This window comes from Litoreibacter sp. (assembly GCF_058136045.1).
Window position 1 is genome coordinate 41,763 of sequence record NZ_JBYVDD010000009.1, and the last position, 26,575, is coordinate 68,337.

Annotated in this window: 27 protein-coding genes and 2 pseudogenes; 14 read left to right on the forward strand and 15 right to left on the reverse strand. The window is 52.2% G+C overall.

Annotation, left to right across the window (positions count from 1 at the left end):
* Positions 1–26: 26 nt before the first annotated feature.
* Together AC3Y7R_RS14925 and AC3Y7R_RS14930 are read right to left on the reverse strand one after the other, a co-directional pair.
* Positions 27–1,379: a hypothetical protein gene (locus AC3Y7R_RS14925; protein ID WP_490042865.1), complete on the reverse strand. Its 1,353-nt coding sequence runs from the start codon at positions 1,377–1,379 to the stop codon at positions 27–29.
* Positions 1,376–2,788 (reverse strand): DUF4123 domain-containing protein, encoded by a 1,413-nt coding sequence (locus tag AC3Y7R_RS14930; protein WP_490042866.1) that lies wholly within the window; start codon positions 2,786–2,788, stop codon positions 1,376–1,378. The genes AC3Y7R_RS14925 and AC3Y7R_RS14930 overlap by 4 nt, the downstream gene beginning before the upstream one ends.
* Before the next feature lie 514 nt (positions 2,789–3,302).
* Here AC3Y7R_RS14930 and AC3Y7R_RS14935 point away from each other — a divergent pair.
* Positions 3,303–3,701 (forward strand): helix-turn-helix transcriptional regulator, encoded by a 399-nt coding sequence (locus AC3Y7R_RS14935; protein WP_490042867.1) that lies wholly within the window; start codon positions 3,303–3,305, stop codon positions 3,699–3,701.
* A gap of 160 nt (positions 3,702–3,861) precedes the next feature.
* Here the strand turns inward: AC3Y7R_RS14935 and AC3Y7R_RS14940 are convergent.
* Positions 3,862–4,401, reverse strand: a pseudogene (locus tag AC3Y7R_RS14940) (LysR substrate-binding domain-containing protein).
* Positions 4,402–4,407: 6 nt separating this feature from the next.
* Positions 4,408–4,506, reverse strand: a pseudogene (locus AC3Y7R_RS14945) (IS6 family transposase); the annotation flags it as partial.
* Positions 4,507–4,761: 255 nt separating this feature from the next.
* On the opposite strand from AC3Y7R_RS14945, the gene AC3Y7R_RS14950 reads away from it, so the two are divergent.
* From AC3Y7R_RS14950 to AC3Y7R_RS14990, 9 genes are all read left to right on the forward strand, one after another.
* Entirely contained in the window at positions 4,762–5,334 is a 573-nt protein-coding gene (locus AC3Y7R_RS14950; protein WP_490042868.1) for a helix-turn-helix domain-containing protein, read from the forward strand.
* A gap of 17 nt (positions 5,335–5,351) precedes the next feature.
* The gene (locus AC3Y7R_RS14955; protein WP_490042869.1) at positions 5,352–5,972 is read left to right on the forward strand and encodes a LysE family translocator; all 621 of its coding nucleotides are present in this window, start codon (positions 5,352–5,354) and stop codon (positions 5,970–5,972) included.
* The gene (locus AC3Y7R_RS14960) at positions 5,972–6,355 is read left to right on the forward strand and encodes a GFA family protein (protein ID WP_490042870.1); all 384 of its coding nucleotides are present in this window, start codon (positions 5,972–5,974) and stop codon (positions 6,353–6,355) included. Before AC3Y7R_RS14955 ends, AC3Y7R_RS14960 begins: the two co-directional genes overlap by 1 nt.
* 7 nt (positions 6,356–6,362) lie before the next feature.
* Complete coding sequence (locus AC3Y7R_RS14965; RefSeq protein WP_490042871.1) at positions 6,363–8,816, forward strand: GcvT family protein; 2,454 nt, start codon at positions 6,363–6,365, stop codon at positions 8,814–8,816.
* Positions 8,817–8,854: 38 nt separating this feature from the next.
* Entirely contained in the window at positions 8,855–11,299 is a 2,445-nt protein-coding gene (locus tag AC3Y7R_RS14970; RefSeq protein ID WP_490042872.1) for a GcvT family protein, read from the forward strand.
* A 22-nt stretch (positions 11,300–11,321) separates the two neighbouring features.
* Positions 11,322–12,230: an EamA family transporter RarD gene (gene rarD / locus AC3Y7R_RS14975; RefSeq protein ID WP_490042873.1), complete on the forward strand. Its 909-nt coding sequence runs from the start codon at positions 11,322–11,324 to the stop codon at positions 12,228–12,230.
* The gene (locus AC3Y7R_RS14980; RefSeq protein WP_490042892.1) at positions 12,223–12,867 is read left to right on the forward strand and encodes a pseudouridine synthase; all 645 of its coding nucleotides are present in this window, start codon (positions 12,223–12,225) and stop codon (positions 12,865–12,867) included. The genes rarD and AC3Y7R_RS14980 overlap by 8 nt, the downstream gene beginning before the upstream one ends.
* A 6-nt stretch (positions 12,868–12,873) precedes the next feature.
* The gene (locus AC3Y7R_RS14985; RefSeq protein WP_490042874.1) at positions 12,874–13,458 is read left to right on the forward strand and encodes a hypothetical protein; all 585 of its coding nucleotides are present in this window, start codon (positions 12,874–12,876) and stop codon (positions 13,456–13,458) included.
* Between the two features lie 96 nt (positions 13,459–13,554).
* The gene (locus AC3Y7R_RS14990; RefSeq protein WP_490042875.1) at positions 13,555–14,115 is read left to right on the forward strand and encodes a L,D-transpeptidase; all 561 of its coding nucleotides are present in this window, start codon (positions 13,555–13,557) and stop codon (positions 14,113–14,115) included.
* Between the two features lie 69 nt (positions 14,116–14,184).
* Here AC3Y7R_RS14990 and AC3Y7R_RS14995 read toward each other — a convergent pair whose 3' ends face one another.
* Positions 14,185–14,835 (reverse strand): peroxiredoxin, encoded by a 651-nt coding sequence (locus AC3Y7R_RS14995; RefSeq protein WP_490042876.1) that lies wholly within the window; start codon positions 14,833–14,835, stop codon positions 14,185–14,187.
* Between the two features lie 80 nt (positions 14,836–14,915).
* On the opposite strand from AC3Y7R_RS14995, the gene AC3Y7R_RS15000 reads away from it, so the two are divergent.
* Positions 14,916–16,343, forward strand: a complete 1,428-nt coding sequence (locus tag AC3Y7R_RS15000) for an aldehyde dehydrogenase family protein (RefSeq protein ID WP_490042877.1) — start codon at positions 14,916–14,918, stop codon at positions 16,341–16,343.
* Between the two features lie 471 nt (positions 16,344–16,814).
* Here AC3Y7R_RS15000 and AC3Y7R_RS15005 read toward each other — a convergent pair whose 3' ends face one another.
* From AC3Y7R_RS15005 to AC3Y7R_RS15050, 10 genes are all read right to left on the reverse strand, one after another.
* Complete coding sequence (locus AC3Y7R_RS15005; protein WP_490042878.1) at positions 16,815–17,600, reverse strand: MBL fold metallo-hydrolase; 786 nt, start codon at positions 17,598–17,600, stop codon at positions 16,815–16,817.
* Positions 17,601–17,665: 65 nt separating this feature from the next.
* Entirely contained in the window at positions 17,666–18,715 is a 1,050-nt protein-coding gene (locus tag AC3Y7R_RS15010; protein WP_490042879.1) for an alpha/beta fold hydrolase, read from the reverse strand.
* On the reverse strand, positions 18,712–19,227 hold the full coding sequence (locus tag AC3Y7R_RS15015) for a hypothetical protein (protein WP_490042880.1): 516 nt from the start codon (positions 19,225–19,227) through the stop codon (positions 18,712–18,714). The genes AC3Y7R_RS15010 and AC3Y7R_RS15015 overlap by 4 nt, the downstream gene beginning before the upstream one ends.
* A gap of 113 nt (positions 19,228–19,340) precedes the next feature.
* The gene (locus AC3Y7R_RS15020; RefSeq protein ID WP_490042881.1) at positions 19,341–20,318 is read right to left on the reverse strand and encodes an alpha/beta fold hydrolase; all 978 of its coding nucleotides are present in this window, start codon (positions 20,316–20,318) and stop codon (positions 19,341–19,343) included.
* Between the two features lie 84 nt (positions 20,319–20,402).
* Positions 20,403–21,023, reverse strand: coding sequence for a pyridoxamine 5'-phosphate oxidase family protein (locus AC3Y7R_RS15025; protein WP_490042882.1), 621 nt, complete (start codon positions 21,021–21,023; stop codon positions 20,403–20,405).
* Positions 21,024–21,061: 38 nt separating this feature from the next.
* Positions 21,062–21,526 carry a nuclear transport factor 2 family protein gene (locus tag AC3Y7R_RS15030; protein ID WP_490042883.1) on the reverse strand — a complete coding sequence of 155 codons (465 nt, stop codon included), beginning with the start codon at positions 21,524–21,526 and terminating at the stop codon, positions 21,062–21,064.
* The gene (locus AC3Y7R_RS15035) at positions 21,523–22,281 is read right to left on the reverse strand and encodes a sensor histidine kinase (RefSeq protein ID WP_490042884.1); all 759 of its coding nucleotides are present in this window, start codon (positions 22,279–22,281) and stop codon (positions 21,523–21,525) included. Before AC3Y7R_RS15035 ends, AC3Y7R_RS15030 begins: the two co-directional genes overlap by 4 nt.
* A 158-nt stretch (positions 22,282–22,439) precedes the next feature.
* On the reverse strand, positions 22,440–23,201 hold the full coding sequence (locus tag AC3Y7R_RS15040) for a cysteine hydrolase family protein (RefSeq protein WP_490042885.1): 762 nt from the start codon (positions 23,199–23,201) through the stop codon (positions 22,440–22,442).
* A gap of 27 nt (positions 23,202–23,228) precedes the next feature.
* Entirely contained in the window at positions 23,229–23,645 is a 417-nt protein-coding gene (locus AC3Y7R_RS15045; protein ID WP_490042886.1) for a DUF1348 family protein, read from the reverse strand.
* Between the two features lie 10 nt (positions 23,646–23,655).
* Positions 23,656–23,868: a hypothetical protein gene (locus tag AC3Y7R_RS15050; RefSeq protein WP_490042887.1), complete on the reverse strand. Its 213-nt coding sequence runs from the start codon at positions 23,866–23,868 to the stop codon at positions 23,656–23,658.
* Between the two features lie 140 nt (positions 23,869–24,008).
* On the opposite strand from AC3Y7R_RS15050, the gene gcvA reads away from it, so the two are divergent.
* The 3 genes from gcvA to AC3Y7R_RS15065 all read left to right on the forward strand — a co-directional run bounded on the left by gcvA (position 24,009) and on the right by AC3Y7R_RS15065 (position 26,104).
* Positions 24,009–24,914: a transcriptional regulator GcvA gene (gene gcvA, locus AC3Y7R_RS15055; RefSeq protein ID WP_490042888.1), complete on the forward strand. Its 906-nt coding sequence runs from the start codon at positions 24,009–24,011 to the stop codon at positions 24,912–24,914.
* Positions 24,915–25,201: 287 nt separating this feature from the next.
* Positions 25,202–25,330 (forward strand): hypothetical protein, encoded by a 129-nt coding sequence (locus tag AC3Y7R_RS15060; protein ID WP_490042889.1) that lies wholly within the window; start codon positions 25,202–25,204, stop codon positions 25,328–25,330.
* Between the two features lie 144 nt (positions 25,331–25,474).
* Positions 25,475–26,104 carry a DJ-1/PfpI family protein gene (locus AC3Y7R_RS15065; protein WP_490042890.1) on the forward strand — a complete coding sequence of 210 codons (630 nt, stop codon included), beginning with the start codon at positions 25,475–25,477 and terminating at the stop codon, positions 26,102–26,104.
* The last annotated feature ends 471 nt before the right edge of the window (positions 26,105–26,575 follow it).

The following is a 26,575-nucleotide window of genomic DNA, read 5'->3' on the forward strand; positions in this document are numbered from 1 at the left end:
TGCACCTGCCAGTGCGCAAAGCAAGATCAAACAATTGAGGTGATGTTTATATAGCTGTCGTCTATTGCCCATGCTGCCCTCCATGCTGCGGGTGTCGGGTGCGTCGCCGTTACCACAGCCGTATCCACGGAAGCACTCATATAGGTCAAATAGTCTTCCGTCCCTAGATGCGGCCCTGCGCAGGCGTCAAAGATAACATTTGCATCGGTGTTCATATAAAATTGGTGGTTGCCAAAAGATGTTCGCCGAGCGAGCATTGTTTCGACAGGATTTGTTCCATTCTTTCTATAAAACGGGTTGTTAGAAACAATACCACCAACAAGCGTCGTTGTGTTAATATATCCAAAAGTTGCGTTTGCAGGTGCGCCTCGCTTGTAACCAACAAAACGCGTGTATCCAGCCACTCCGATTATCGCTCCGCAGACCAAAACCCCAGATGCCTGATCATAACAGTTTACAACATCTCCTAAGCTCTTGGTAATGTAGTCCAGCAAATAGAAGGTGCTGCCCGTGCTACTGAGATAGGCAAAAGCTCCCCCGGTCGTCTCATATGTTAACCCATGCCCGCCGTGCAGATACGTGGTTATACTGCTCGTCACCGTCAGATCGCTTGCTGAAATCGACGTGGCGACATCGGTTCCAGCGACCGACATTTTTTCATAGATAAAGCGGAGTGCTTCGGCAGGGCGGCCGGCGGACAAAAACGATTCAGATTGATCGCGGATGATGCGGTAGATTTCGACCCGTGTGCGGCCCACGATGTGCCTGCCGCAACCCGGCACTCTGGCTTCCCAAGAGATATTGCCGCGGTGGCGGGCTAGCTTTGTCGTGGCCGCATCCATTTTGACGGTGACTGAATGCTCGCCCACGGTGACAGGGAACGTGCCTTTAAGCTCAATGACAGTTCCATCTGATAAGGTACCGATCAGCTCTGCTTCCCCGCTCAATCCATCTGCGGAGGTAACATCGATTTTCACGCTCATTTCGAGGTCCGAGCCATCTTCGGTCGGCACCGCCGCGGGATGGGTCGAGTTCATTCCGTCCTCATACATAGGCGGACCAAGCGTCCAATACGGGGCCGACACGGCGGTGCCCGCGACCGTAACATCAACACTGTCGGCGATTGACGTGATCTCTGTGATATTGCCTTGAAAGCGGGTGCATGGCTCAGTGATTTCCTCGACATCTCGCCCCGCATCGGGCACCGCACTAGGCGGTGTCGGGCTTCCTGGAGGACCGTAATCGGGCCCAGTGCTGGGCGGAGCCGGGTGCGGTCCGTATTCGGGAAGTGAACTGCCTGCGCCAGTGGTAGGCGCAGCTGGCGCTGGCGGAGCTGCTTGTTGTTCCTCGCCAAATAAGTAGTCATAAAGTGTGGTCATTGCTCGGTCACCGTTTTTAAGATGGCTTCACTCCAAGTTTTCGATTTACGTACAAGCGGTCTTTCTAAAGGCCCTGCTGCTTCTTGCGCTCCACGGGCAAGGGCCTGAGTGATCCAGTCGTATTGCGGATCCTCGGCGCAGCGATGGCCCATGAAAAAACATAGCAAAACGAAAGCGCGGATACTGCCTTGATCGAGGTTGGGAAATGGAGCCAACTGTCTTCGGATGCTTATCAGAAAGACTTTAACGCCTTCATCTCCAAGAATGTGGAATTTCTCGGGATAAACGCGACGTAGCAAGTCCGAATAAGATTTTTCATCAGGGGCGTCCAATGCGTCTCTTGCACGCTTTAACGCCTTATTGAAATGGGAGTTCTCTGCCCCATTCACCTTGATCGTGTATTCTGCAAACCGGCTTACAAGCGCTTCCATTGCAGCCATCTGGTTTTGCAATGTGACGCGCTGCAGGACATCCGAGACCCATGGATACATCGGATCGTCAGCCATGCCCGCCCCCAACACCAATCGAAGCTCCGTGAAGGATGTCACTGGACCTCGCTTCGTGATATTTAGGTCTTTGGCCTCTTTAATACTCTCTAGTATTAGATCTCGGCGGGCGACCTCGGGCAGCCGTTTCACGGTCTTTGGAAATTTGGATGCGCAATGTGCGATCAAGGTTAAGGCGAAGGCGTCGCGCGCTTGCTCCTTCAGTACTTGGGTCAGATTTGGGGTATATCTCAACCGCCCTTGAGGGCTTTGCGCATGCGGAACCGCGATTGCGACCGTGTCTTGCAATGGGTCCGGCAAGATGATGGCCTGTATCGAGGTGCCTGATTTTGAGTTGAAAAAATGCAGCGGGTCTAAGAAATCGGGCGTGGTAGCAGCCAATATTCGGTGAAGTACTGGCGCATCCCAGAACCGCAGATATCGCACTTTCCCCACTTCGTCGTTCAATGCAACCAAAGTGCGCAGATGTTCGGCGATGTCATTGAGATTATCTCTGCTTTGTAAATATATTGTTGCTCCGAAGTCCCACCAATATTGTTTTGGGTCCGCGCGCGTAAAGCTCTGCCGCAAGAGCGGGGCATCGGCCTGTACTTCGACGAGATATGGTGCAACGTCGCGCAACTCTTTTGCCAAGTGGCCTCTATAAAGGCACTTAAAAGGCGCTCTATCCCCCGCTAAAATTTCTGGTAACCCTTGGATCTTGGCACCATCTAGAACCACGAAAAGCTGCATATCATTAAATTGAAAAATATCTTTGAGCGCGTCTGGAACCGTCAAAAGCGGATACTCGCCAAACTGACTATCAAGTGGTTCAATTGCGATCAATGTAAGTGAGACAGCAGGTCCCGTAGACACCTGTGAAGATTCAATTCCGATATTGGTCCAGTAGTCGTCCAATTGCATAATTGATCGCCCGAAAGAATAAAATAAAAGATCTGTTAAATAATTGGTAAACGCTATGCGTGAGTAGCCGAAAGAACAAGCCTTATTAGGCTTTTTCACGTTAGGGCCGAAAATTACTTTGTTGGAAGTTAGGTGATCGCGGCATCTCCTAATGCTCGTGCTTGTCAATAAGAAAACTATATTCGCGGCCATTAATGTGCGTTGCCGCGTCGGACAATTTGGGCTCGGACCCAACATCTGATTATTTCAGCCGGATGTCCATTTTCTCTCTCCCGCAAGGTTTTGGTGGCATTCTTGCTTTGCGCAATCGGTGGCATTTCTGCTTTGCCTTTACAAATTCTGCCCTAGTTTTGTGACCCTAAGAACTCCCATCTGGGCACAGCAAGTTTACCGCTTGATCTCTTGCTGAGATCTAATCAAATGTCACCAAACCAGAATAATTGCTGCCCGATATGGTTGTAGTGCACAGCGCAGAACGGCTCAGCGCCCTCACCAAACTTGTCGCAGGCGAGGCGTGATCCGAGCGGCCGGGGCGCGGTATGGTGTTGGAGCGCTTACTTCAAGTTCTGATGATCGAGGCCTTTCGCTCGCCATCCGAAACCACGGCAGTGCGGACGCGCCTGGCCCTGTCTCTTCGAGCCCTTCATGCCGCCCCTCAAGGAGCTGGACGGTCGCGGACCTATCACGCTCTGGGTGTTTCGCATGCTTTAGTCGCAACGCGGGCATACCCCCGATGGATTACCTACAAAGGTGGCGCATGACCATCGCCAAAGACCTGCTGCGTCGCGGCCACAAAAACACCGCGCAAGTTGCCCTTGAGGTCGGTTACGGGTCCGCGAGCGCATTCAGTATTGCCTTCTTCCGGCAGATAGGCCGACCGGGCAATTCGCGCGCCAGAACGGACAGAATTTAGCTCCGCCAAGCAACGCTGAATAGCGTAATCTGGAATTTAAACATAGATCCAAGTTGCGGAGCATTTGGATGGATGACTGGCTGAAATCTTATTTGCAGGTCACAAGCTACCATTCGGCAGCCAGTTCGTCGCTGCAGTACAGCTTTCGCAAAACAGGCGTTTAGCTAAATGCCAAGATTACCCACTCGGTGAACCCCCGAATTCTTGGAGATAGATATCTGCCTTCGGGGTGAAATACCGATACCGGCGATGTCGGTGGTGGCGCGTCTTGCAGTAGCTTAATTAGGCGACCATTTTTAAGTCCGTCATCAGCAGAATCGCGTGGATTTTGGATGATCCCAAGATCAAGATGAGCGTAATGTGCGAGCGTGTCGAATCCAATTGACGATTACCGATGTTGACAATTTTACGCTCTTAATTTCAGCCCCTTGAATGAACTCCAGCGGCACTATACTTCCGGTAGTCGTTGAGCAAAAATTAACCATTTTGCGCCCTTCAAGCGCGTCAATATATTTGGGATGCCAAAGTTGTTAAGGTATTCTGGAGACGCACACGCCACTTCATCTAAATCTGCGATTTTGAGCCGGACCAAATTGCTATCAACGGGCCCTCCGCCTCGCAGTACACAATCCACCCCCTCTCGGACAAGATCAACCAGTCTGTCACTCTCTCCGCCTATATCGACACCGCGCTCAGCCATTGCCTACTCCAGATCATGATAGGAAATAGCGTAGCGAACGTAGAAAAATACCGCGTACAAGACTACGTCTTTCGGATAGTGGCTACCTTTGAAATCAATGCTCATATTTGGCGGGCCTTGCCTGTGAGGTTTTGGCAAACATACGACGGGTTCAAGGTGATACTGAAATTGAGTGAAAGTTTGAGACAGAACCAACAGCGAATACCGCTGCCTTTATCCGTAAGGATGTGGGTCATCTGGCCCAGGTTTTGAACGCGGTAGTCAGTCAAATGTAACTGGAATTGGGGTAAGAAAACCCTTGCGTCGCATGTGTGATTTGTAGTTTGGTGAAATTATGGACCAAAATTTCATGAGATTCGATTGAAACGCACACCTTCCCATACGACCCAAACCTTGGGAGTCGACCTTCGGGCGTTGCGTAAAGCGCGTGGGTTAAAGCTCGTAGAGTTGGCAGATACGCTTGGCCGCTCTGTCGGATGGTTAAGTCAGGTTGAGCGCGATTTGTCCGACCCCTCGATCACCGACTTGCGCCATATGGCGCGCGCGCTGAATGTTTCGGTATCGAGCTTATTTCGCCAAAATAGTGTCGATTCTACTGAACACGGTTATATCGTGCGAGCCAGCGCCCGCAGGCCCATCGGGTCGCGTGAGGCGGGGCTGATTGAGGAACTTTTATCCCCTGACCTGACAGACGACTTCGAGGTGGTTCATTCAACATTTGAGCCGGGCGCAGAAATCACCGTCCCTGTTAGCAGGCCGACCCAAGAAGTCGGCTATGTTATGTCTGGGCGGCTGGATATCTGGATTAATGGCGCGATCTTTAAATTAGGTGCTGGCGACAGTTTCCGTGTCCGTGGAGAGCCTTTCCGCTGGATGAACCCCTACTCAGAGCCAGCGGTGGCAATCTGGGTTATCGCGCCGCCAGTTTATTAGCATGAAAGGATACTGATATGACTTGGGAGGGGTGGCTAGTTTTTGCGGTCTTTTGGGTTGTCTTCGTGACAACACCGGGGCCAAACGCGGTTAACTGCATTCAAAATGGCATGGCGCATGGTTTTAAGCGCTCCTTATGGGGCGTGCTTGGCATCCTGACGCAGGCGGCGCTGTTCTTGCTGCTTTCGGCTGCTGGGGTCACGGCGCTATTGGCCCAAGCACCAGAGGCCTTCCATTGGGGCAAGCTGATTGGCGCGGCCTTCTTGGTGTTTTTGGGCGTGCGAGGGTGGTTGAACGCAACCAAACCGGTCACCCCGCGCAAGGTCTCGGCGCATTCGATCTATGGACGTGCATTTTTGATTGCCACAATCAACGTAAAATCTATTGCCGGGTATTTTGCCGCCTTCACTCAATTCGTGCAGCCAGATGTACCTGTTTGGTCGCAGATGTGGGTCATCATGCCGACGGCACTCGCCATCACGAGCCTTAGTTATGTTGGGTTTACGGCTATTGGCGCAGGCCTTGGGCGCGCAGCTATGGGGGCGGTTCTGAATGTTTGGGTACGCCGCGTCATGGCGCTTTGTTTCATCATCTACGGCGTGCTTTTGGGCAGCGCCGCGACACCGGGGAGGGCGTAATGCCAAGAGGACAATGTGAATGCGGTGCGGTGGCATTCGAGGTGCCAGAGCTGCGTGAAGAAGTAACTTTTTGTCATTGTAGCCAATGCCGCCGCACGAGCGGGCACCAATGGGCTGCCACCCGCGCGCCCTTCGCCTCACTAAGATTTACAAATGAAGAGGGGCTGGCTTGGTACCAGTCCTCTGACTGGGCTGAGCGCGGGTTCTGCAATAAATGCGGCTCTAGCTTGTTTTACCGAATGAACGACGAGGACGGGGTCGGCATCGCAGCCGGGTGTATAGATACACCCAACGCCCTGCGTCCGGGCAAGCATATATTTACCGCTGATAAGGGCGTCTATTACACCATTCCCACCGATGCGCCGCATATTGAGAAATACTAGGGGCCATATGTCTGATTTTCCAACAACGGCCCGTGTGGTCATTATAGGGGGCGGTGTCGTTGGCACCTCCACGTTGTATCATTTGGCCAAGGCTGGTTGGAAAGACTGCGTGCTGTTGGAAAAGAACGAACTGACCGCTGGCTCTACATGGCACGCGGCGGGTAATTGCCCGAACTTTTCCAACTCTTGGGCGGTGATGAACATGCAGCGCTGTGGGCTAGAGATGTACCGCACGCTGGGTGACGATGTGGACTATCCGATGAACTATCACGTCACGGGGTCACTGCGTTTGGCGCACTCGAAAGAGCGGATGCAAGAGTTTGAGCGGGTCGCAGGTATGGGCCGATATCAGGGTCTAGATATGGATGTATGCACGCCTGCGGAGCTGAAAGAGCATAACCCGTTCCTAGAGATACATGATCTAGAAGGCGGGCTGTGGGATCCGCTGGACGGGGATATAGACCCTGCGCAACTGACCCAAGCGCTCGCTAAGGGCGCGCGTGATGCAGGTGGGCGGATCGAGCGGTTTAGCTCGGTCACTCGTGTTTCGCGCGACGGTGATGAATGGATTGTACACACTGCTAAGGGCGACATTCGTTGTGAGTATGTGGCCAACTGTGCGGGCTATTATGCGCAACGCGTGGGCGAGATGTTTAAGCCTTTCGGCGGGCGTACGGTTCCGATGGTGGTGATGTCCCATCAGTATTTTTTGACCGAAGAAATCCCGGAGTTGGCGGCATGGACCAAAGAGCAAAACCACAAAATGCCAATGATCCGCGACGTGGATATCAGCTACTATCTGCGCCAAGATAAAAACGGCCTGAACCTTGGCCCCTATGAGCGGAATTGTAAGGCGCATTGGGTGACGCCGGATGATCCGATGCCAGATGATTTCTCGTTTCAATTGTACCCCGATGATCTGGAACGTCTCGAATTCTACATCGAGGATGCGATGGCGCGGGTACCTGCCTTGGGCACAGCAGGAATTTCGCGCAATATCAATGGCCCGATCCCTTATGCGCCCGATGGCTTGCCGATGATTGGCCCAATGCCCGGTGTGAAAAACGCATTTGAGGCGCATTCGTTCACGTTCGGAATTGCGCAGGGCGGGGGCGCTGGCAAGGTCCTGTCAGAATGGATTATGCACGGTAAAACTGATCTAGATATGTGGGCCGTGGATCCGCGTCGCTACACTGATTTCACGGATCATGATCATTGTCTAAGTAAGGCGTTAGAAACTTATGGCCATGAGTACGCGATGCATTTTCCGCGCCATGAGTGGCCTGCTGGGCGCAACAAAAAGCTATCCGTGAACCATGAAATCCTGCTGGCCTCTGGGGCGCAAATGGGGGCCTATAATGGCTGGGAGCGGGCTAATTGGTACGCCAAAGACGGTGATGATACCTCCGAGGAAGCCACGCAGACTTGGAACCGCACAGGCCCTTGGTCGCAGCGCATCAAGGAAGAGGTTGAGGCCTGTACCAACGATGTTGGCGTGTTGGATATGCCGGGGTTCTCGCGGTATAAATTATCCGGTGATGGGGCGGCTGAATGGTTGCGTTGCCAAATCACTGGGGCCTTGCCCAAGGTTGGGCGCATGAACCTTGGCTACTTTGCCGACACACGTGGGCGCATCGTGACCGAGGTCACGATTATTCGCTGGGCTGAGGATGACTTTTGGCTGATGACCGCCGCTGTGGCGCAATGGCATGACTTTGAGTTTCTAGAGAAGGCGCTGCCCGTCGGCGGCTCTTTGAAGCTAACAGATGTGACCACCAGGTGGTCCACATTGCTGGTCAACGGACCAAAGTCACGCGAGATGATTGCCGCGCTGGCCCCAGATGCAGACCTGTCTAGCGGCTGGCTGACAATCCAAGATACGATTGTGGCCAGCAAGCCCGCTAAATTGTTTCGCATTTCGTTTGCCGGTGAGTTGGGCTGGGAGGTCCACACATCCTTTGAAGATAGCGCGCCGATTTACGAAGCCTTGCGGGCGGCTGGTGCCAAACCATTTGGCATGTATGCACTGAACTCGATGCGTGTCGAGAAAGGTTACCGAACTTGGAAGGGTGATTTGTCTAGTGACTACACCATGCTGGAATGCGGCCTAGAGCGGTTCATTCGGTTTGATAAACCGCAAGGTTTCCCAGGCAAGACTGCGTTGCTGAGGGAGAAAGAAAGCGGCCCTAAAAAGGGGTTTGTGACGTTGGTTGTCGAAGCAGGCAATGCCGACGCTCCCTATATGTCCACGATTTGGCATGGCACCGAAGTTGTGGGGGAAACCACGTCGGGGGATTGGGGCTACAGGGTGAATAAATCCATAGCTTTGGGTATGGTTAGAGCCGATTTAGCAACCCCAAATACCGAGTTGGAGGTTGAGATTTACGGCAAGCGCTACAAAGCGATCGTACAGGAAGATCAACCTCTTTGGGACGCCAACAATGCAAGATTGCGCGCTTGATTTATGCTCTCGGCAATTAACGACAAGGAAAGACGACTATGACCCTTCCCACGCACGCACGCGTTGTAATTATCGGTGGCGGCATCATTGGATGCTCAGTTGCATATCATCTGGCTAAACTGGGCTGGAAGGATGTTGTTCTATTGGAGCGCAAGCAGCTGACCTCTGGCACGACATGGCATGCGGCCGGGTTAATTGCCCAGTTACGTGCCACTAAAAACATGACGAAGCTCGCGAAATATAGCCAAGAACTTTACGGTGACTTAGAGGCCGAGACGGGCGTCGCAACGGGGTTTAAGCGGTGCGGTTCGATCACCGTGGCGCTGACTGAAGAGCGGCTAGAAGAGATCAAGCGCCAAGCTGCGATGGCACGCTCATTTGGAGTCGAAGTAGAGTCTATCACGCCCCAAGAAGTCAAAGAGCGCTATGAACATTTAAACATCTCCGGAGTGAAGGGTGGCGTCTACTTGCCGCTGGATGGTCAAGGTGATCCGGGCAATATTGCCCATGCACTGGCGAAGGGTGCACGGAAGAATGGCGCTTCAGTTAAGGAAGGCTATTTGGTCACATCAATCGAGAAAGAGGGCCGGCGCGTAACCGGGGTGAGTTGGGAGGATGAGAATGGTGAAACAGGCTCTATCAAGGCGGAAGATGTAGTAAATTGTGGCGGCATGTGGAGTCATGCGATCGGCCGAATGGCGGGCGTGAATGTTCCGCTTCATGCCTGTGAGCACTTCTATATTGTGACGGAGAGCATCCCTAGCCTGACCCAAATGCCAGTCTTACGAGTACCAGATGAATGCGCCTATTATAAAGAAGATGCAGGCAAAATGTTGCTGGGAGCGTTCGAACCTGTATCCAAACCTTGGGCGATGGATGGCATTCCCAAGGATTTTGAATTCGATCAACTGCCCGAAGACTTCGATCACTTTGAACCAATCCTAGAAGCCGCAGTCGAGCGCATGCCAATGTTGGCAGAGGTCGGGATTCATACGTTCTTTAATGGCCCTGAATCGTTCACGCCTGATGACGCGTACCATCTTGGCCTTGCTCCTGAATTGGATAATTTTTGGGTAGCAGCAGGTTTTAATTCCATCGGTATTCAATCCGCAGGTGGGGCGGGGTCGGCATTGGCACAGTGGATGGATGAGGGGCAAAAGCCTTTCGATTTAGGCGACGTAGACATTGCACGGATGCAGCCCTTTCAGGGCAATAAAACCTATCTGTTTGAACGGTCAAAAGAAACGCTTGGGCTGCTTTATGCGGACCACTTTCCTTATCTTCAAAAGAAGACAGGACGCGGGGTGCGGCGCACCCCATTTCACCAACACTTGCTTAACAACGGCGCGGTTATGGGCGAGTTGGCAGGGTGGGAGCGTGCCAATTGGTTTGCGAATGCCGGACAGGAACCAACTTACCAATACTCTTGGAAGCGGCAGAATTTCTTTGGCAATATAGCCACTGAACATAACGCGATACGCACAAATGTTGGCATGTACGATATGTCATCATTCGGCAAAATTAGGGTCGAAGGAAACGACGCCGAAGCATTTCTAAACTACATAGGTGGTGCGGACTTCTCGGTGCCGGTTGGTAAAATTGTCTACACTCAATTCTTAAACCGTAACGGGGGAATTGAGGCTGATGTAACAGTGACCCGTCTCACCGAGACCGCGTATCTTGTGGTGACGCCAGCCGCTACCCGGTTGGCCGATGAGACCTGGATGCGCCGCCATATCGCAGATTTCAATGTAGTGATTACGGATGTTACTGCGGGCGAAGGCGTGCTTGCAGTCATGGGGCCGAATTCACGAAAATTGCTCGAGATGGTTTCACCCGCAGATTTCTCGAATGGGGCTAACCCGTTTGGTACAGCGCAAGGTATTGAGATAGGCATGGGTCTCGCCCGGGCGCATCGCGTGAGCTACGTGGGGGAGTTGGGTTGGGAGTTGTACATCAGCGCTGATCAGGCTGGGCATGTGTTTGAAACGCTACATGAAGCCGGGCATGAGATGGATTTAAAGCTGTGTGGAATGCATATGATGGATAGCTGTCGAATGGAGAAAGGGTTTCGCCATTTCGGCCACGATATCACTTCAGAAGATCACGTGATGGAAGCGGGGTTAGGGTTTGCGGTTAAAAAGGACGAAGTTGATTTCATTGGACGAGAGGCGGTCTTGAATAAAGCAGAACAGGGTCTAAATATGCGGCTTTTGCAATTCAAGCTTACTGACCCGGAGCCACTTTTGTACCACGCTGAACCGATATATCGAAATGGTGAAATCGTTAGCTATCTGACATCAGGTTCATACGGACACCATCTAGGGGCAGCGATGGGTATGGGGTATGTGCCTTGCTCGGGAGAGGCATTGGCAGATGTTTTATCGTCTGAATTTGAAATCGACGTTGCAGGGACGCGCGTGAAAGCTGAGGTGTCATCAAAGCCATTTTATGATCCTAAATCAGAGCGTGTGAAAGTCTAAGTCTTGCAACTGGCGGGTCATGATGATGAATGATCCTATGGTTGATGTGAATGACAATGGATCGAGAAGCGGTGACAGCTCTGCGGGGCTTGGGTTCGCGGTATCCGCCTATGTGCTTTGGGGTTTCTTGCCGCTCTACATGAAGATGCTGTCGCATGTTCCCGCTGCTGAAGTCGTGATGCACCGGGCAATTTGGTCGGTTCCGATAGCGGGGCTTTTACTAATTGTAATGGGCCGCACTAAAGATATCCGTATGGCTCTAACATCGCCTAAAATGCTTGCAATGGGCTGTGTGACGGCGGCATTGATCTCTGTGAATTGGGGGATTTATGTCTGGGCTATCGCCTCTGGAAATACGCTAGAAGCGGCACTTGGTTACTATATTAATCCGATTTTCTCGGTATTCTTGGGGTTTGTGTTGCTCAAGGAACGCCTAGCTAAGTTGCAATGGTTTGCGGTGGCATTGGCTTTTGCGGCGGTGATTGTTCTGACCATTGATGCGGGGCGGCTGCCTTTGGTGGCAATCGGATTGACTGTGTCTTGGGGTTTCTACGCCTTCTTCAAGAAGTCTTTGCCGATTGGGCCGAACCAAGGGTTCTTGCTGGAGGTTTTGATCCTAGCGGTTCCTGCATTGGGATATTGGGTCTATTTGGGCGGCACGGGAGCCAGTCATTTCTTGCCGAATATATGGCTCTTGATGGGGTGCGGTGTGGTGACCTCTGTTCCGCTAATTCTCTATGCTAATGGGGCAAAGCGCTTACGATTGTCTACTATCGCAGTGCTGCAATATATCGCGCCAACGATGATTTTCTTAGTTGCTGTCTTTGTGTTCGGGGAGCCCTTTGGTAAGGCGCGAATGATTGCCTTTCCAATGATCTGGGTGGCGTTAATCCTGTATACGTATTCCATGGTGCGCAACCGTGATCAGTAGTGAGTATAACCCGCCGACCGACCCATTGGACGTGATCCATGAGGATGCGGAGCTGTTGCTGGTAAACAAGCCTGCGGGATTGCTGTCGGTGCCGGGCAAGGGCGAGCATTTAGCGGATTGCCTGATGGCGCGGATACAATTGGCCTTCCCTACCGCGCTGCTGGTGCATCGGTTGGATCGTGACACGTCTGGGGTGATGGTTTTTGCACTGACCAAAGCTGCTCAACGCCACTTAGGATTGCAGTTCGAGAGGCGACATACCAAGAAGGTCTACATGGCCGTGGTGCATGGAAAAGTAGTGGAAAAAACTGGATTGATTCAACTGCCTTTGATCGTGGATTGGCCCAACCGTCCCTTGCAGCATGTGAATTTTATCCGCGGTAAACAGGCAATAACAGAATGGCGTCGGGGAGCTGTCAAAGATAATACGACACGCATGAGGCTGATGCCGAAGACAGGGCGTTCACACCAGTTGCGGGTGCATATGTTGGCCTTGGGACATCCTATTGTGGGGGATCCGTTCTATTCGAAAAATGCGGATCAATACCCTCGCATGATGTTACATGCTGAAAGCCTAAAGCTGCGGCACCCTCAGGGTGGAAAAGCGGTCGAGTTCAAGGCCAAAGCTCCATTTTAAAGTGCGTTGAGTTTTATTGAGTATGAATTCAGGGTGGCTCAATTGCGCGAGCTTCCAGAAACTCTTTGCGACAGAACCACTGCACGTGCATATAATCTTACTATGATACGCATAAGCCTTTTCCTATTCGCCCTTTTGAGCACGGCTCCATCTTTTGCCCAAAACACGCATCGCTATGACCACTCTCGCGACTGGGCAATGTTTAGCGATGATGGTGCCTGTTGGGCTACCACGATGCAGCGCTCAGGAGGGGTCAGTTACTTTCTCTATGTCACGGTGTTCGAGGGGCTTGGCGCGCCGCAAATCTCGATCAATGCATCCCCTCGGTTTCAAAAAACAAGAGGGCTCCGCCTGCATCTTGGCACGCGCCGTTATCCGATGAAATCTGATGGCGACAGTGCTTGGCCACCTAAAGAGAGCGACAAGTTGATCATTGAACGGCTTTCAGCTGCTGATAAGCAGGGAGATGAGGGTGCCATTTTGAAAATTCCAAGCTCCCCCAATGTGAACTTTTCTTCTGCTGGATTTTCAAAAGCCTATAGTGCGATTTTAGCGCGCTGCCATTTGGCGCCACTTCTGGGTCTGTCGTGATCACGTCCCTGTTATTGCCCCTTTAGGAGTAAATCCGCTAAGCTGGTTACAACATATTGCACCGCGTCGGATAAGGGCGGGAAAAAAGGACCGATCATGATTAATCGCCGTACATTACTGACAACTTCTTTAGCTGCCGCGGCGCTGGGCACTCCCGCACTGGCGCAACGCAAATCTTGGGTCATGCCCGAGGAATACAAGCCCCGTATCATTACCTTAAAAGGTGATTTGCCCGCAGGAGAAGTTCATGTCGACCCGAAGTCTTTTGCGCTTTACTGGACCCTGCCCGAGGGCAAAGCCATCCGCTACACCTGCGGCATCGGCAAAGCGGGTCTCTACGAGTCAGGCAAGTTCCACGTCGGAGCCAAGAAAAATTGGCCCGCATGGACCCCAACCCAAGATATGATCAAACGCAATCCCGGTGCCTATAAGCAGTATGAGGACGGCATGCCCGGCGGCCCGGCCAATCCGCTTGGCTCGCGGGCGCTGTATCTGTTTACCCCCGGCAAGGGTGATACATTCCTGCGCATTCACGGCACTTCATCGCCTTGGACCATTGCCTCTGCCGTCTCAAATGGCTGTGTGCGCCTGACCAACGCGCATATCGCACATCTGTACCAGCAGGTGCCTGAGGGCGCGAAGGTTGTGCTCCACTAGGGATCAACAATCGTTGCAATCAAAAAAGCCGCCCCCAAGGAGCGGCTTTTACTTTAATATACCAATGCCTTAGCTAGGTGCTTTGACCGTGCGCAGGTATGGCAGGATGGTATTCACCTCACCAAATTTAGCCATCGCATCTTCGGTGCTCACCGCAGGCGGTACGATTACATCCTGGCCCAATTGCCAATTAGCAGGCGTCGCCACGCCTTTGGCCGACATTTGCAAACCGTCCAGCGCGCGTAGGATTTCCGCAAAGTTGCGGCCTACTGTCATCGGATATGTCATCGACAATTTCAGCTGCTTGTCTGGCCCAACAATAAACACCGAGCGTACAGTCGCGCTATCTGCTGGGGTACGGCCGTCGGGCATGTAGGCCTCGGCAGGCAGCATGTCAAAGGCTTTGGCCATTTCCAGACCTTCATCCGCCACGATAGCAAACTCAGCTTTGGCATCGGCCACTTGCTCGATATCACGCTTCCATTTGACGTGGTCTTCAACCCCATCCACGGACACGCCCAGCACTTTGGTGCCGCGTTTGGCCCATTCATCAGCCAATTGGGCAACCGCGCCAAATTCGGTCGTACAAACAGGCGTAAAATCTTTCGGGTGGGAGAATATAACCGCCCAAGAATCACCGACAAAATCGTGCAGAGTGATCTCTCCCTTATCGGTCATCACGGTAATATTGGGAATTGTGTCGTTAATGCGCAGACCCATGGCGGTCCCTTTCTATTTATGGTTTCACTAGCAAATATAGTCGGCACAGCATTGAAACACACCCCCGAACGGAGCCTCCCATGCCTAATAGCAAAAATTTCTACATCAACGGTCAATGGGTCGCACCCGCGACAGCAAATGACTTCGACGTTATCAACCCCTCCACCGAGGAGGTTTGCGCCACGATTTCCCTAGGCTCCGAGGCTGATACCAATGCCGCCGTTGCCGCCGCCCGCACCGCCTTCGAGACTTGGGCGTTTACTCCGAAGGCCGAGAAGTTGGCCCTGCTGCGCAAGTTGCTCGACATCTACAACCGCCGTTCAGAAGAAATGGCCGTTGCTATGTCCACTGAAATGGGCGCCCCGATGAAACTGTCGCGCGCCCAACAGGTTGGCGCGGGCTCATGGCATTTGGAAGGCTTCATCAAAGCCTTCGAAAACTTCGAATTCGACACCAAGTTCACCGACACCGAGATGACCCTGCGCGAGCCTATTGGTGTTTGCGCGCTGATCACACCTTGGAACTGGCCGATGAACCAGATTGTACTCAAGGTTGTCCCAGCCATCGCTGCCGGCTGTACCGTTGTCCTGAAGCCATCTGAGATCGCGCCTCTATCAGGCATCTTGTTTTCCGAGTTCATGGATGAGGCGGGCTTCCCCAAAGGCGTCTACAACATGGTAAACGGCGATGGCCCCGGCGTTGGCTCGCAGCTCTCTGCGCATCTCGATATCGACATGGTGTCCTTCACGGGTTCGTCGCGCGCGGGCAAGCTGATCTCTGTTGCCGCCGCCGAGACCCTCAAGCGCGTGTCGCTGGAATTGGGCGGCAAAGGCGCCAACATCATCTTCGCGGACGGTGCCGACAATGCGGTCACGGATGGCATTATTCGTTGCTTCCGCAACACAGGCCAATCGTGCAACGCACCCACACGTATGTTCGTCGAGCGTGCGCGCTTTGATCAAGCCGTGACGGAAGCCAAAGCCGCCGCCGAGGCTACCACAGTTGGTTCCGCATCCCAAGATGGCCGCCATATTGGGCCAGTCGTCTCTGAAATGCAGTATGATAAAATTCAAACCTTGATCGAGGCGGGCATAGCCGAGGGAGCAACCCTTCTCGCGGGTGGTCCTGGTCGCCCCGAAGGCCTGAATCGCGGCTACTATGTGCGCCCGACAGTGTTCACGGATGTGACCTCTGATATGACAATCTACAAAGAGGAAATCTTCGGCCCAGTCTTGTGCCTGATGCCATTCGATACCGAAGAGGAAGTCATAGGGATGGCCAATGATACGCCCTATGGGCTGACCAACTATATCCAATCTTCTGATCAAGCGCGCCGCCGCCGCATGGCTCGCCGCCTGCGCTCGGGTATGGTGGAAACCAACAGCTCCGGCTTCGCCCAAGGCTCGCCTTTTGGCGGCTATAAACAATCGGGGAATGGCCGCGAGGGCGGTGTGTTTGGCCTAGAGGAATTTCTAGAAGTCAAAGCCGTGAGTGGGTGGAGCGACTAAGTCATTGCCTGTTATAAAGAGAGAGGGCAGCTCCGTGCTCTCTCTCAACAGTTTACTGACCCTAGCGTCCTAGACACCTGCCTCGTTCATTCTCCGTTGCTTCTCATAGCCAATCGGTGACAGCACCGTTGTTCGTATGCTTGTGGCTTAAGGATGCGCGATTTGATTACGACCGGCCCGCGAAACCCGAGGGCAGGAGGCTCATACGCGTATGTAGCTACGCCAAAATTTTTCGTGGCGTTTGATCTGCGAAGCCTGCGAGATTTTCCGGGTATGGAGCAGTTTGTAAGATGCAGGATGGTATCGTAATTGATGCCACGTGGCTTCCTAATGCCACCTAATATCGCCATGCGGAGTCAGATGTACTGGTTAAAGCTGTTTCGTCTATTAAATTCAAACTAGCGACACAACCTGACAATATCTGTTAAACGAGTCACGATAAAGTCGCGGATTACCGATATGAGTTTTTATTCATTTCGTCGCATAGAAGGCCAATGCAGCCCCATCGTTGGGGGCGAGAATCCGATCGTGCAAACCCGATGCTCTGGCCGCCGCGATGACATCGCTTCGCGAGACAGGACAATGGCTGATTGCCTCAAGATGGTTAGCGATGACCGTCCCCCTTGTGAGTCGAGCCAACTCGCACATGTCATCCGCGTTCATGATGATCTCGCGGCCTATGTCAAAACGCGCACCGCCTGCGGGTGCAACTATGACATCTGGCGAAAGAGATTGAACAACATTGCGAACGTCTTGGGTCAGGATCGTATCGCCTGTCAAATAGAGCTTGGGTTCATGCGGCATTGTGATGACATATCCAACGCCATGTTCCATGAAACGGCCAATCAGTCCGCGCCCGTGAACGCATGAGGTCGTTTGAATGGTCCCTGTTAGGAATGGCTGTGATGTCATATCATTGCGTTGCAATGGGCAGATGTTCAAGCCTTCTTGGCTTAGAAAGCTCGCATCACGTGGCGTGCAGAAGACCGGCAGATCACGCTCGATCAGCCACTTCTTGGCCGCGCCATCAAGATGATCAAAATGCCCACGCTGGCAATGAGTGATCAAGCAGTGAGTTGCGCTGTCTAGGAGGTCATCGGCACTTGCCGGCAAAGAAACTGCGGGATTTCGACCGCGCATTTTGAGCAGACGCAAAGGTGGCAGCGTATGCTTTTCTGCCAACATCGGGTCAACAAGCAGCCGAATGTTCCCAAACTCAATTAGTAAGGTCGCGTTGCGTATTTGATGTATCTTCATTTCGTGTTCCTTTGATCTGCTGCGGTTTTGGTTTTTCGCCTCGTGAAACGGTGCTGGGCCGTAGACTATTGAGACGCGACTTCCTTGATGATGTCGGCGAGCAGTTCGGGGTGTTCTGATGTCGTAAGATGCCCACCCGGTAGAATTCGAACATCCAGACCGTGGTGCCCCAGCCGCTTACGGGCCAATTGCGCCTGCTGACCCTCGAAGGGATCGTTGTCACTGCCAACAACGTGAAAGGACACAGAGTCTTGGGTGGCCATAAATATGCGCTTTAAATTCAAACGCGCCGAATTGCGTTTATGATGATCAACGAAGCCCGCAGTTTTGTTGAGTACATACGTGCCATTGCGCCGCCCAATGGCGTCGTGCAGCGCATCAACCTCTGCGTCGGTCACGCTAAACTCTTTGGACCAGAGCGAATTCATGATTTCGCGAAATAGAAACCTAGACCGTTGGGCTATCGACATTGCAAACTCGCCAATGACTGACTTGATCAGCGGTGTCGTAAACCATGGATGTGTATGCCCGTCGGCAAAGAGGCCGCCATTAATAAGCAAAACACCTGTGATTTTTGTGCCTCCCGCTTCGCCCTTTGCGCGTCGATCGATTTGCCGACTTAGCAGCTCCAATGCGACAATCGAGGAGTAATCAAAGCCCACGATGAAGGTTGATTTTACGCCATGATATTTCCAATGGGCTTCGACCAGATCCGCGCGCTCGTCGGTGCTGTAAGAATAGTCGCTTGGTTTGTCTGAATCCCCCGCGCCAATATATTCGACGAATAGCCGAGGACCGAGCTCTGCAGACTTAAGGTGCTGATTGGCTTTTGACCATCCATATGAGCCGTCAGGCCAACCTGGTAAAAAGGTCGTCCAGACGGCGTTATCTTTCGGTTTTGCATCGCTTGAAATCTTTCGAAACACCTTAAGAGACGTCGACGATACGGCGGTATGGCTGAAGTTCAATATCCTCTTCGAAACGGGGTCGTATGGAATCCGGGTTCCTTGGGCAAACCAGTCTTGTGCTGTCGTGACATGGGTTTCGGGGGCGTCCGAAAAGTCGTTCGCGACGGCATCGCATTCAGCCGTATTGAGCTTATTTTGGATAGTCATAGCGTGCTCCTTCCAAGAGATGGGGTTGTCGCGCCGACAGCGCGTCGGAATGAGAGTGACTGCGATAAGGCTCCGAAAAGTATCGGCAACGAGACGGCCTGAATGAATAGCGCGATGGGAAGCTGATCTAGATGCCGCCCGGCGATAAGGCGATCAGTGATGATTATGCCGATGTCGACACCGCCTATTGCAAGACCGAGCACTACTGCACGACGCAGTATGCCGTGAGAGAAAATCGTCATTAAGAAACGCTCTTGTTTCTCTCCCTGCTCCCCATTGGCACATGCAGCTGCGCGCGTGCCCATAACCTGAGATGCGCTGACAACAACGAAGGGCGTAAGGTAAACGAGGATCATGGGCACGCACTGAAGGTGGGCAGGGCCGAAAACCGCGTTGAATTGGTTTGCAATCGTCGACCCGGTGCCGAGTATTGTGGCGACGATGGCGGCTCGGGCGAGCACCACTTTCATCTGCCCTGTGCTGCAGTGTGCAGTCAGTTCTGAATGTGTCATATTCGCGCTCTTTTCTAAGCATTTTGGTCAAGGAAATTGGGGCGGCTGCGTCGATCATCCCGGTGATTTCATTTTTGTTTGGAAAGGCGGGAGCGCCCCTAAGGGCGCAACCCTCAGTTTGCGTTACGATCCATGAATTTGATCATCAGATCGGAAATTTCGGGGCCATATTCCTCAAGTGCGAAGTGACCTGTGTCGAGGAGGTGGAACTCCAAGTTGTCCAAATCACGTTTGTACGGATGCGCACCATCAGCCGGGAAAATATAATCGTTCTTGCCCCACATCAGCAGTGTTGGCGTTTGGTGTTCGCGAAACAATGCCTGCCATTTTGGATATTCGGCGACGTTAGTGCCGTAATCCAAAAACATCTCAAGCTGAACTTCCTGATTGCCGGGACGGTCTAGCAAGTACTGAACGTGCCAGAAATTATCAGGGCTGATCTCTTCGGGGTTTTGCGTGCCGTGGGTGAACTGCCACTTCGTCGCATCCATCTCAAAAAACCCACGCAATTGGTCGCCATTTTCAGCAGAAGGATCGGCCCAATAGGCCTTGAGAGGGTCCCAAAATTCTTTCAAACCTTCCTCGTATGCATTACCGTTCTGAATAATAAATCCAGAGACCCGTTCAGGGTGTTCTGCGAACATCCGAAATCCGACCGGCGCGCCATAATCCATCAGATAGACCGCATAATCTTCGACGTTTTTGCGGTCTAGCAATTCCGTGATAATTTCTGCCGTGTTGGCAAATGTGTATTCGTATTCCGCGGCACCCGGCATGTCGGATGCGCCAAAGCCCGGATAATCTGGTGCTATGACGTGATAGTTTTCAGCCAATTCCGGAATCAGATTGCGGAACATATGCGAAGATGTTGGGAACCCGTGCAGCAACAGGATCGTTGGGTTTGACGGGTTACCCGCCTCGCGGTAGGCAACCTTGATCCCATCGATGACCTCTGAACGGAACGATGTTCGTGCGGTATCAATCGTTGATGTGGGTTCAGCTGCGTTTGCAGGCGCCGTTGTCATGATTGGCGATGCAAACGTCACCGCTAGTAGGCTCGCGCCTAAAATTGATTTGATGGAATTGGACATTAGGGATTTCTCCTATGTTAGGGTTAGGGTTAGGGCTCTGTTGATGTTGGTCAATTTGCTCAAAATGAGTCGCGGTCAGTCGATCTAATCGAGCGCCAGTTTCAGGTTTTCGTTCTCTAATTTCAGTCGTGATAGCTCGTCTCGTACGGGTTTGAGTTGTGGTTCCAACTCTTCCATCGTCAGGCGCAGAGGAATGTGCTGAGGGCAGTTCCAATCGAGCGCTTCGACGGTGATGACAACCGCGCGTTCGGTGCGCCCGCGATAGGACGTATCTTGCAACTGCGTCATAAGTAACTGGTTATCGGTTGCTTTGATTAACTTTGCGCGGCCCCAAATTTTTAGCCGCCGACGGTTGGGGTAGTCCATCAGGATCATCGAAATTCGATCATTGTCCGTAAGATTACCAGCGCTTAGATATTGGCGATTCCCGCGAAAATCAGCGTAAGCGATCGTTTGAACATCCAGCACCTTGAGAAAGCCGGTGGGGCCGCCACGAAACTGCACATACGGCCAGCCATTATTATTGACCGTTGCCTGATAAAAACTGTCTCTGCCGGCGATGAATTCGGCTTCCATAGGGCCGATGCGATCTGCACGATCTGTATCTGGGTTCAGGAAATTTGAATACCCATCCGCCGATCCATTTTGTTTCTGAAAGGCCAGAACTGAGGGCGTAAAACTGATTTCTGCGAATGCGCGTGACATAACGTACTCCTATCTCAAGTGGGTGAATATGGTTGCGTTCAGAGGCCCAAATCAGTGAGGCTTGGGTGATCGTCGGGTCTGCGACCGCGAGGCCAATGGAACATTCGATCAGATTCAGAAATGGCGAGATCATTGATGCTTGCGATGCGGTGGCGCATCAGCCCGTCGGCATCAAATTCCCAGTTTTCATTGCCATAGGACCGAAACCAATTGTTCCTGTCATCGCGCCATTCATATGCAAATCGAACGGCAATACGATTTTCAGTGAAAGCCCATAATTCCTTGATCAACCTGTATTCAGTCTCTCTGATCCACTTAAGCTTAAGCAACGTTTGAATCTCTGTACGCCCCTGCGCGAATTGAGATCTGTTCCGCCAGTTGCTGTCTGGGGTATAGGCAGGCGCAACTTTAGCCGGATCACACGAGTTCCAACCGTCTTCGGCGGCACGTACCTTTTGGATGGCAGTTTCTTTTGTGAAGGGTGGCACTGGGGGGCGGGTCAATTTTTGATCCTCACATAATTTGTTGCAATTGGTGGCAGGCGGAGCATAAACGTCGCGCCTTTATTGAAGCCGTCGCTATCGGCGAAAAGCTCGCCACCAAGTGAATTGATGATGCGCCGGGCCGACCAAAGCCCAAGTCCGCTGGATTTTTCACCGGCTGTTGGCTTTGCAGACAAGCGCTGAAATGGTTCGCCAATTTTCGCCAAATCCTTGCGCGTCAGCCCTCGGCCATTATCCGTGACCTGTATGAAAGCAGAGCGTGCGTCTTGGCCGATTTTGCAGTGTATTTCGCTGGCGTAGTTGGAAAATTTGACCGCGTTACTGACCAAGTTATCAACAACTTCAACCAACAAATCCTGGTCGAGGGTTGTCAGAATTTTAGGGCCTACCTGATGAATTCTAATGCCTTTCTTCCGGGCGTTTAAAAGGCTAAACTCGACTGCAGTTCCGACGATGGCTCTCAGCGTGTTTGGCGTCGCATTGGCCGCTGGAGGCGGAGGTGGCTGTCGCGCATTGTCCAGCAACCTTTGGATCATGCCGTCCATTCGCTCCGCGGCGCGGAGCCCGCGACGCACATCTTTACGCAGGCCCTCTGAGGCATTTTTGCCCGCGCGACTTTCAAGCAATTCCAGTGTTGAGACAAGGCAGGATAGCGGGTTGCGCAAATCATGGGCTGCCATCGTGACTTCTTCGCGTGAAATTTTTGCGAAGATTGAAACTGGCGGGTTTGTAGCAATTTCTAATGCAGGCGTCATAGTTATGGTTCCTTCTAAAATTGGGCACATTCGATTAATGAATGTCTGGATCGCCAAGCGCGTAGCCTTTGAAAATCAAAACCACTGGATGTTCTTTGATGGTCCCCGGGCGATCTGCAGGGAGAGGGCCTGATCGCCCGGAGTTGTGGGGGCGTCGCTTAGTTAGCGACGGCTTCCCGCATTTCGGCGACAACAGTGGCAGTATCGGCCACATGGCTTGCTATCATCCGAAAGTTTGTCAGCGCTGCGGCATATCCATCCAGTCCCGGTAATTGCGCCGCGGCCGTTGCGTCGGTGACGACCATCACTCGAAATCCCTGCTCTTGCAGCTCGCGCATATGGGATTCGGTGCACAGATTGGCGGACATTCCGGCAATGATGACGTTGTCGATGCCCTGTTTGCGCAACTGCAGGACCAGGTCATTTGTTTCGGGACCGAATACCTTATGCGGGCTTGAGACGATTGTGTGGCCATCCTCAATGTAAGGTTTGTATTGGGCCAGCCAGTCAGCGCCGGAGCCTTCGAAACCTTCGCTCGACAGTTGGTCGGGGCGGTTGAACATGCCAATATTATGCATCAACGCTTCAAGCGCGCCTTCGATCTTCCAGGTGTGATCGTGTGGATAGTAATAATGCGGTGAAACGAAGACGGGCATGCCAGTTTCTTTTGCGGTTGCAAACAGCGCATCGATATTTTCCACCGTACCGACCTCCTCGACATTTGCACCGACGACGCCCCAGGCCACGCCGTCAGGGCTGAGAAAGTCGTTCTGCGGATCGGTGACGAGTAGCGCAGTGTTGCCAACGGTGATCTCAAATCCGGGATGGGGCAAACCGTCGTCGGCGTAACCGGGACTTGCTAGCTGCGCAAAAAAAGCCAGAGCGGTCGTAAATGTGAGCAAGTTTATGGGAGAATTCATTTTTATTTCCTTTTGGGAGGTGTAGATTCAGCGCACAATGCGTTGGTCGTTCTTGTAAATTGGAATGTCGTTGGCGCTCATGTCTCGGCTATTGAGGTAGCCGTCTGGGTCAAATTCCCAGTGTTCGTTGCCGTGTGTTCGAAACCACTGCCCGGTTTCCTCGTGTTGCCATTCACATTCAAAACGAACTGAAATTCGGTTTTCGGTGAACGCCCAAAGCTCTTTTATTTGCTGGGCTTGGGATTCATTTGCCCATTTGCGCTTCAGAAAATATTCAATTGCTGAACGGCCTTGAAAAAAGTTGTCGCGATTTCGCCAAACACAATCAATCGCACACAACAGCGTGACCTTTTCAGCGTCCCGAGAGTTCCACGCCTCTTCGGCAATTTGAACGGCCGCGAATGCGGTTGCTTGTGTAAAAGGTGGGGGCGCTATCCTTTGCATGACTAATGCCTCAAAAAAACTGGTTCATGTCAAAGTCGATACGAGCCGCGAGCGCCGCCGGAATGGCGTCCAGTCCAACATCATCGTCTTCGCAAAATAGCTCTACAGTGTCGTGTTGTCCTAGGACCGACATAGCGCTGCCTGCATCGTCAAAGTTGTAAATACGCAGTGAAAATTGGACTTCTGGTGTAAATTTTGCGTGTAAATCTTTGATGTCTCTCATGGCAATTGTCCTAGCAGGCTGGTTCATATTTCTATTTTTATGCAATCAAGTTGACTGCCTTGGACCAATTGTAAAAATTATCTTGGGCCCTAGACAAACGATAATAATTGTCGCAGGCTTAGAAAAACTTAGGCATAGACATGAGTCGTCGAATTTACCCACTAAATGCGCTGCGTGCGTTTGAAGCGGCTGCGCGTCATCTAAATTTTGTGGGCGCTGCTGCAGAACTAGCGGTGACGCCCGCTGCGATCAGCCATCAGATTAAAAAGTTGGAAGAATATTTAGGTACAGCGCTTTTTCTGCGTCGGTCGCGTGGCCTTGTGCTTGTCGAGACCGGACAGCTGTTGGCGAAAGAGCTGCGAATGATATTTCTTGATCTCGATCATGCGATGGAAAAGGTGATCGACGTCGAAAGCGGTGGATCGCTGACATTGACGGTTGCACCTACTTTTGCGGCTATGTGGCTGATCCCACGTCTGCAAAAGTTTTATTCATTGCACCCCGAAATTGACGTGCGCATCTCAACAGGGCTCAACCTCGTTGATTTTCAACGCGACGACGTTGATGCGGCGATCAGATTGGGGCACGGCCAATGGTCCGGTCTAGAAGCAATAAAGTTGTTCGACGAAACTGTTGTGCCAATGTGCAGTCCGCGTTTGCTTGAAGGGCCGGACGCGATTAAGGAACCTGAAGATTTAAAGAGACACGTGTTATTGCACAATCACTCTATGGATTATGATCCCAGTGCCCCAACCTGGGAAACATGGCTTGAAGCAACAGGTACAACGGGTGTCGACGCGACGCGCGGCATGCATTTCAGCTTGCCTGACCATGGATTTCAAACTGCAATTGATGGTGCAGGCGTTGTTTTGGGTTGGAAATTTCTATCTGCGAAAGACGTCGCAGCCGGACGTCTAGTTGAGCTTTTTGACCGTGCACTTCCTCTAGGCTCCACCTTTTATCTTGTCTATCCCGAGGCCCAATCGCAGCGGCCAAATATTTCGATTCTGCGTAATTGGCTTTTACAGGAGATTTCAGAAAGTTAGTTTACCGAAAGGGGTTTGTTGGGTTTTGATCGATGCGCTTGTTGATGCTTGTTAAAAAGTTTTGTTGTAAAGCCTTTACTAAGCGGCGGCGCGGCAGGGCCCTACCAGCTGCGAGCCAATGGAAGCCATAGGTTTGCCACGTTGACTCCAGTTTCAACATGCACTCCGGTTTTGAAGATTTCGCTAGAAAGCGGCAGCGATGCTCCAAGCGATGATATCGGATTGTTAAAGAGATCGTCGACGGCACAAAGAAGGTCCTTGGGTTTGTACTCAATATGTATCGCGCCATGACCAATTCGGACTGGTCGCCGCTGTCAGCATCTCGCAAGTTGTTGATGAAGTCGGCAGGTAAGTCGGCTGGTTTGCGGACCGAGAAACATGCGCATTTCCTGCAAGGCTCAAACCGCACAGCCTAATTGGTTATTTTACCCAATATAGTTCGACAAAATTCAATATCGTGCAGACAGTGTTCCTATTCTGCCAAAAAACCAAGAATGATGTATACGGTCTTTGAAACGCCCGGCCCGGGCGAAAGGCGCATATTTCAGAGGAGCTATCAGATGACCAAGCGTGTACTTCTATTGTTGGCAGATGGCTTTGAACAGCTTGAGGCCGCAGGCTTCATCGACGTTCTGGGTTGGGCTAACATTGATGGGGACACACCGATTGCGTTGGTATCGGCCGGATTGCAAACCCCCGTGAAAACGACCTTTGGCTATTCGGTTAACCCTGACGCGTTGCTGGCAGACCTTGAGCTGCACCAATTCGACGCGCTTGCACTTCCGGGTGGGTTTGCTGGCGCAGGATATTACGCGCAGGCTTACGGACCAGATTTTGCTTCAGTGATTCAACATTTTGCCAAAAAAACGCAACCCATTGCCTCTGTCTGTGTGGCTTCTCTTGCTGTGGCTAAGGCGGGTGTACTGAACGGAAAAAAAGCGACGACCTACCACCAGATAGGCGGACAGCGGAAAGCCGAGCTTGAAGACTTTGGTGCAGTTTTCGTTGATGAAGCGATCGTCACAGATAACGGAATCATCAGCTCAACCGGCCCGGGTACTGGCGTTGAGGTGGCGTTTGAATTGTTGGAATTGCTGACCTCATTCCAGAATGCGGAACGTGTTCGCGCCCTGATGCGCATGCCGCCACGATCCGACACCTGGCGTAGCACACCGCAAGTTACCGTCTGATTCCAGTGTTGTTCTTTCACGACGCATCACAAATGGAAGGCCACAATGAAAGCCCACCCACCTCATTAAGATGTGTGAGTGCTCCTAAATTTATTAACGCTTTTCTTTGTAGTTTTTGAACTATGGAGAGACGGAAATCAGGATGGCGTTTCTTGAGATGGCTCGGTGACGCCGATTTTGCGATGGGTTTGAGACAATTCAGGATGTAGGGCAAGGTGATCGATGCAGCGCGGGCAAAGCGTCAGATCACTGAAGTCAAACCAATGCCTGCATCGCAACCTGCCGCACGCCCAAATCATGTCGACATTTTGCCAACGATATCGTGATTGCTGGTCATTTCACCTGATAGATGTGATTTACAGTTCAGCAGGAATGTCCAAAGTAGTTCGAAGGGTATTGCCAAGTTGTTTGCTCGGCGTGACAGCGCTATGCCAGAGCAATGAAAACACCTAACCATACGCCCCGCCTGAA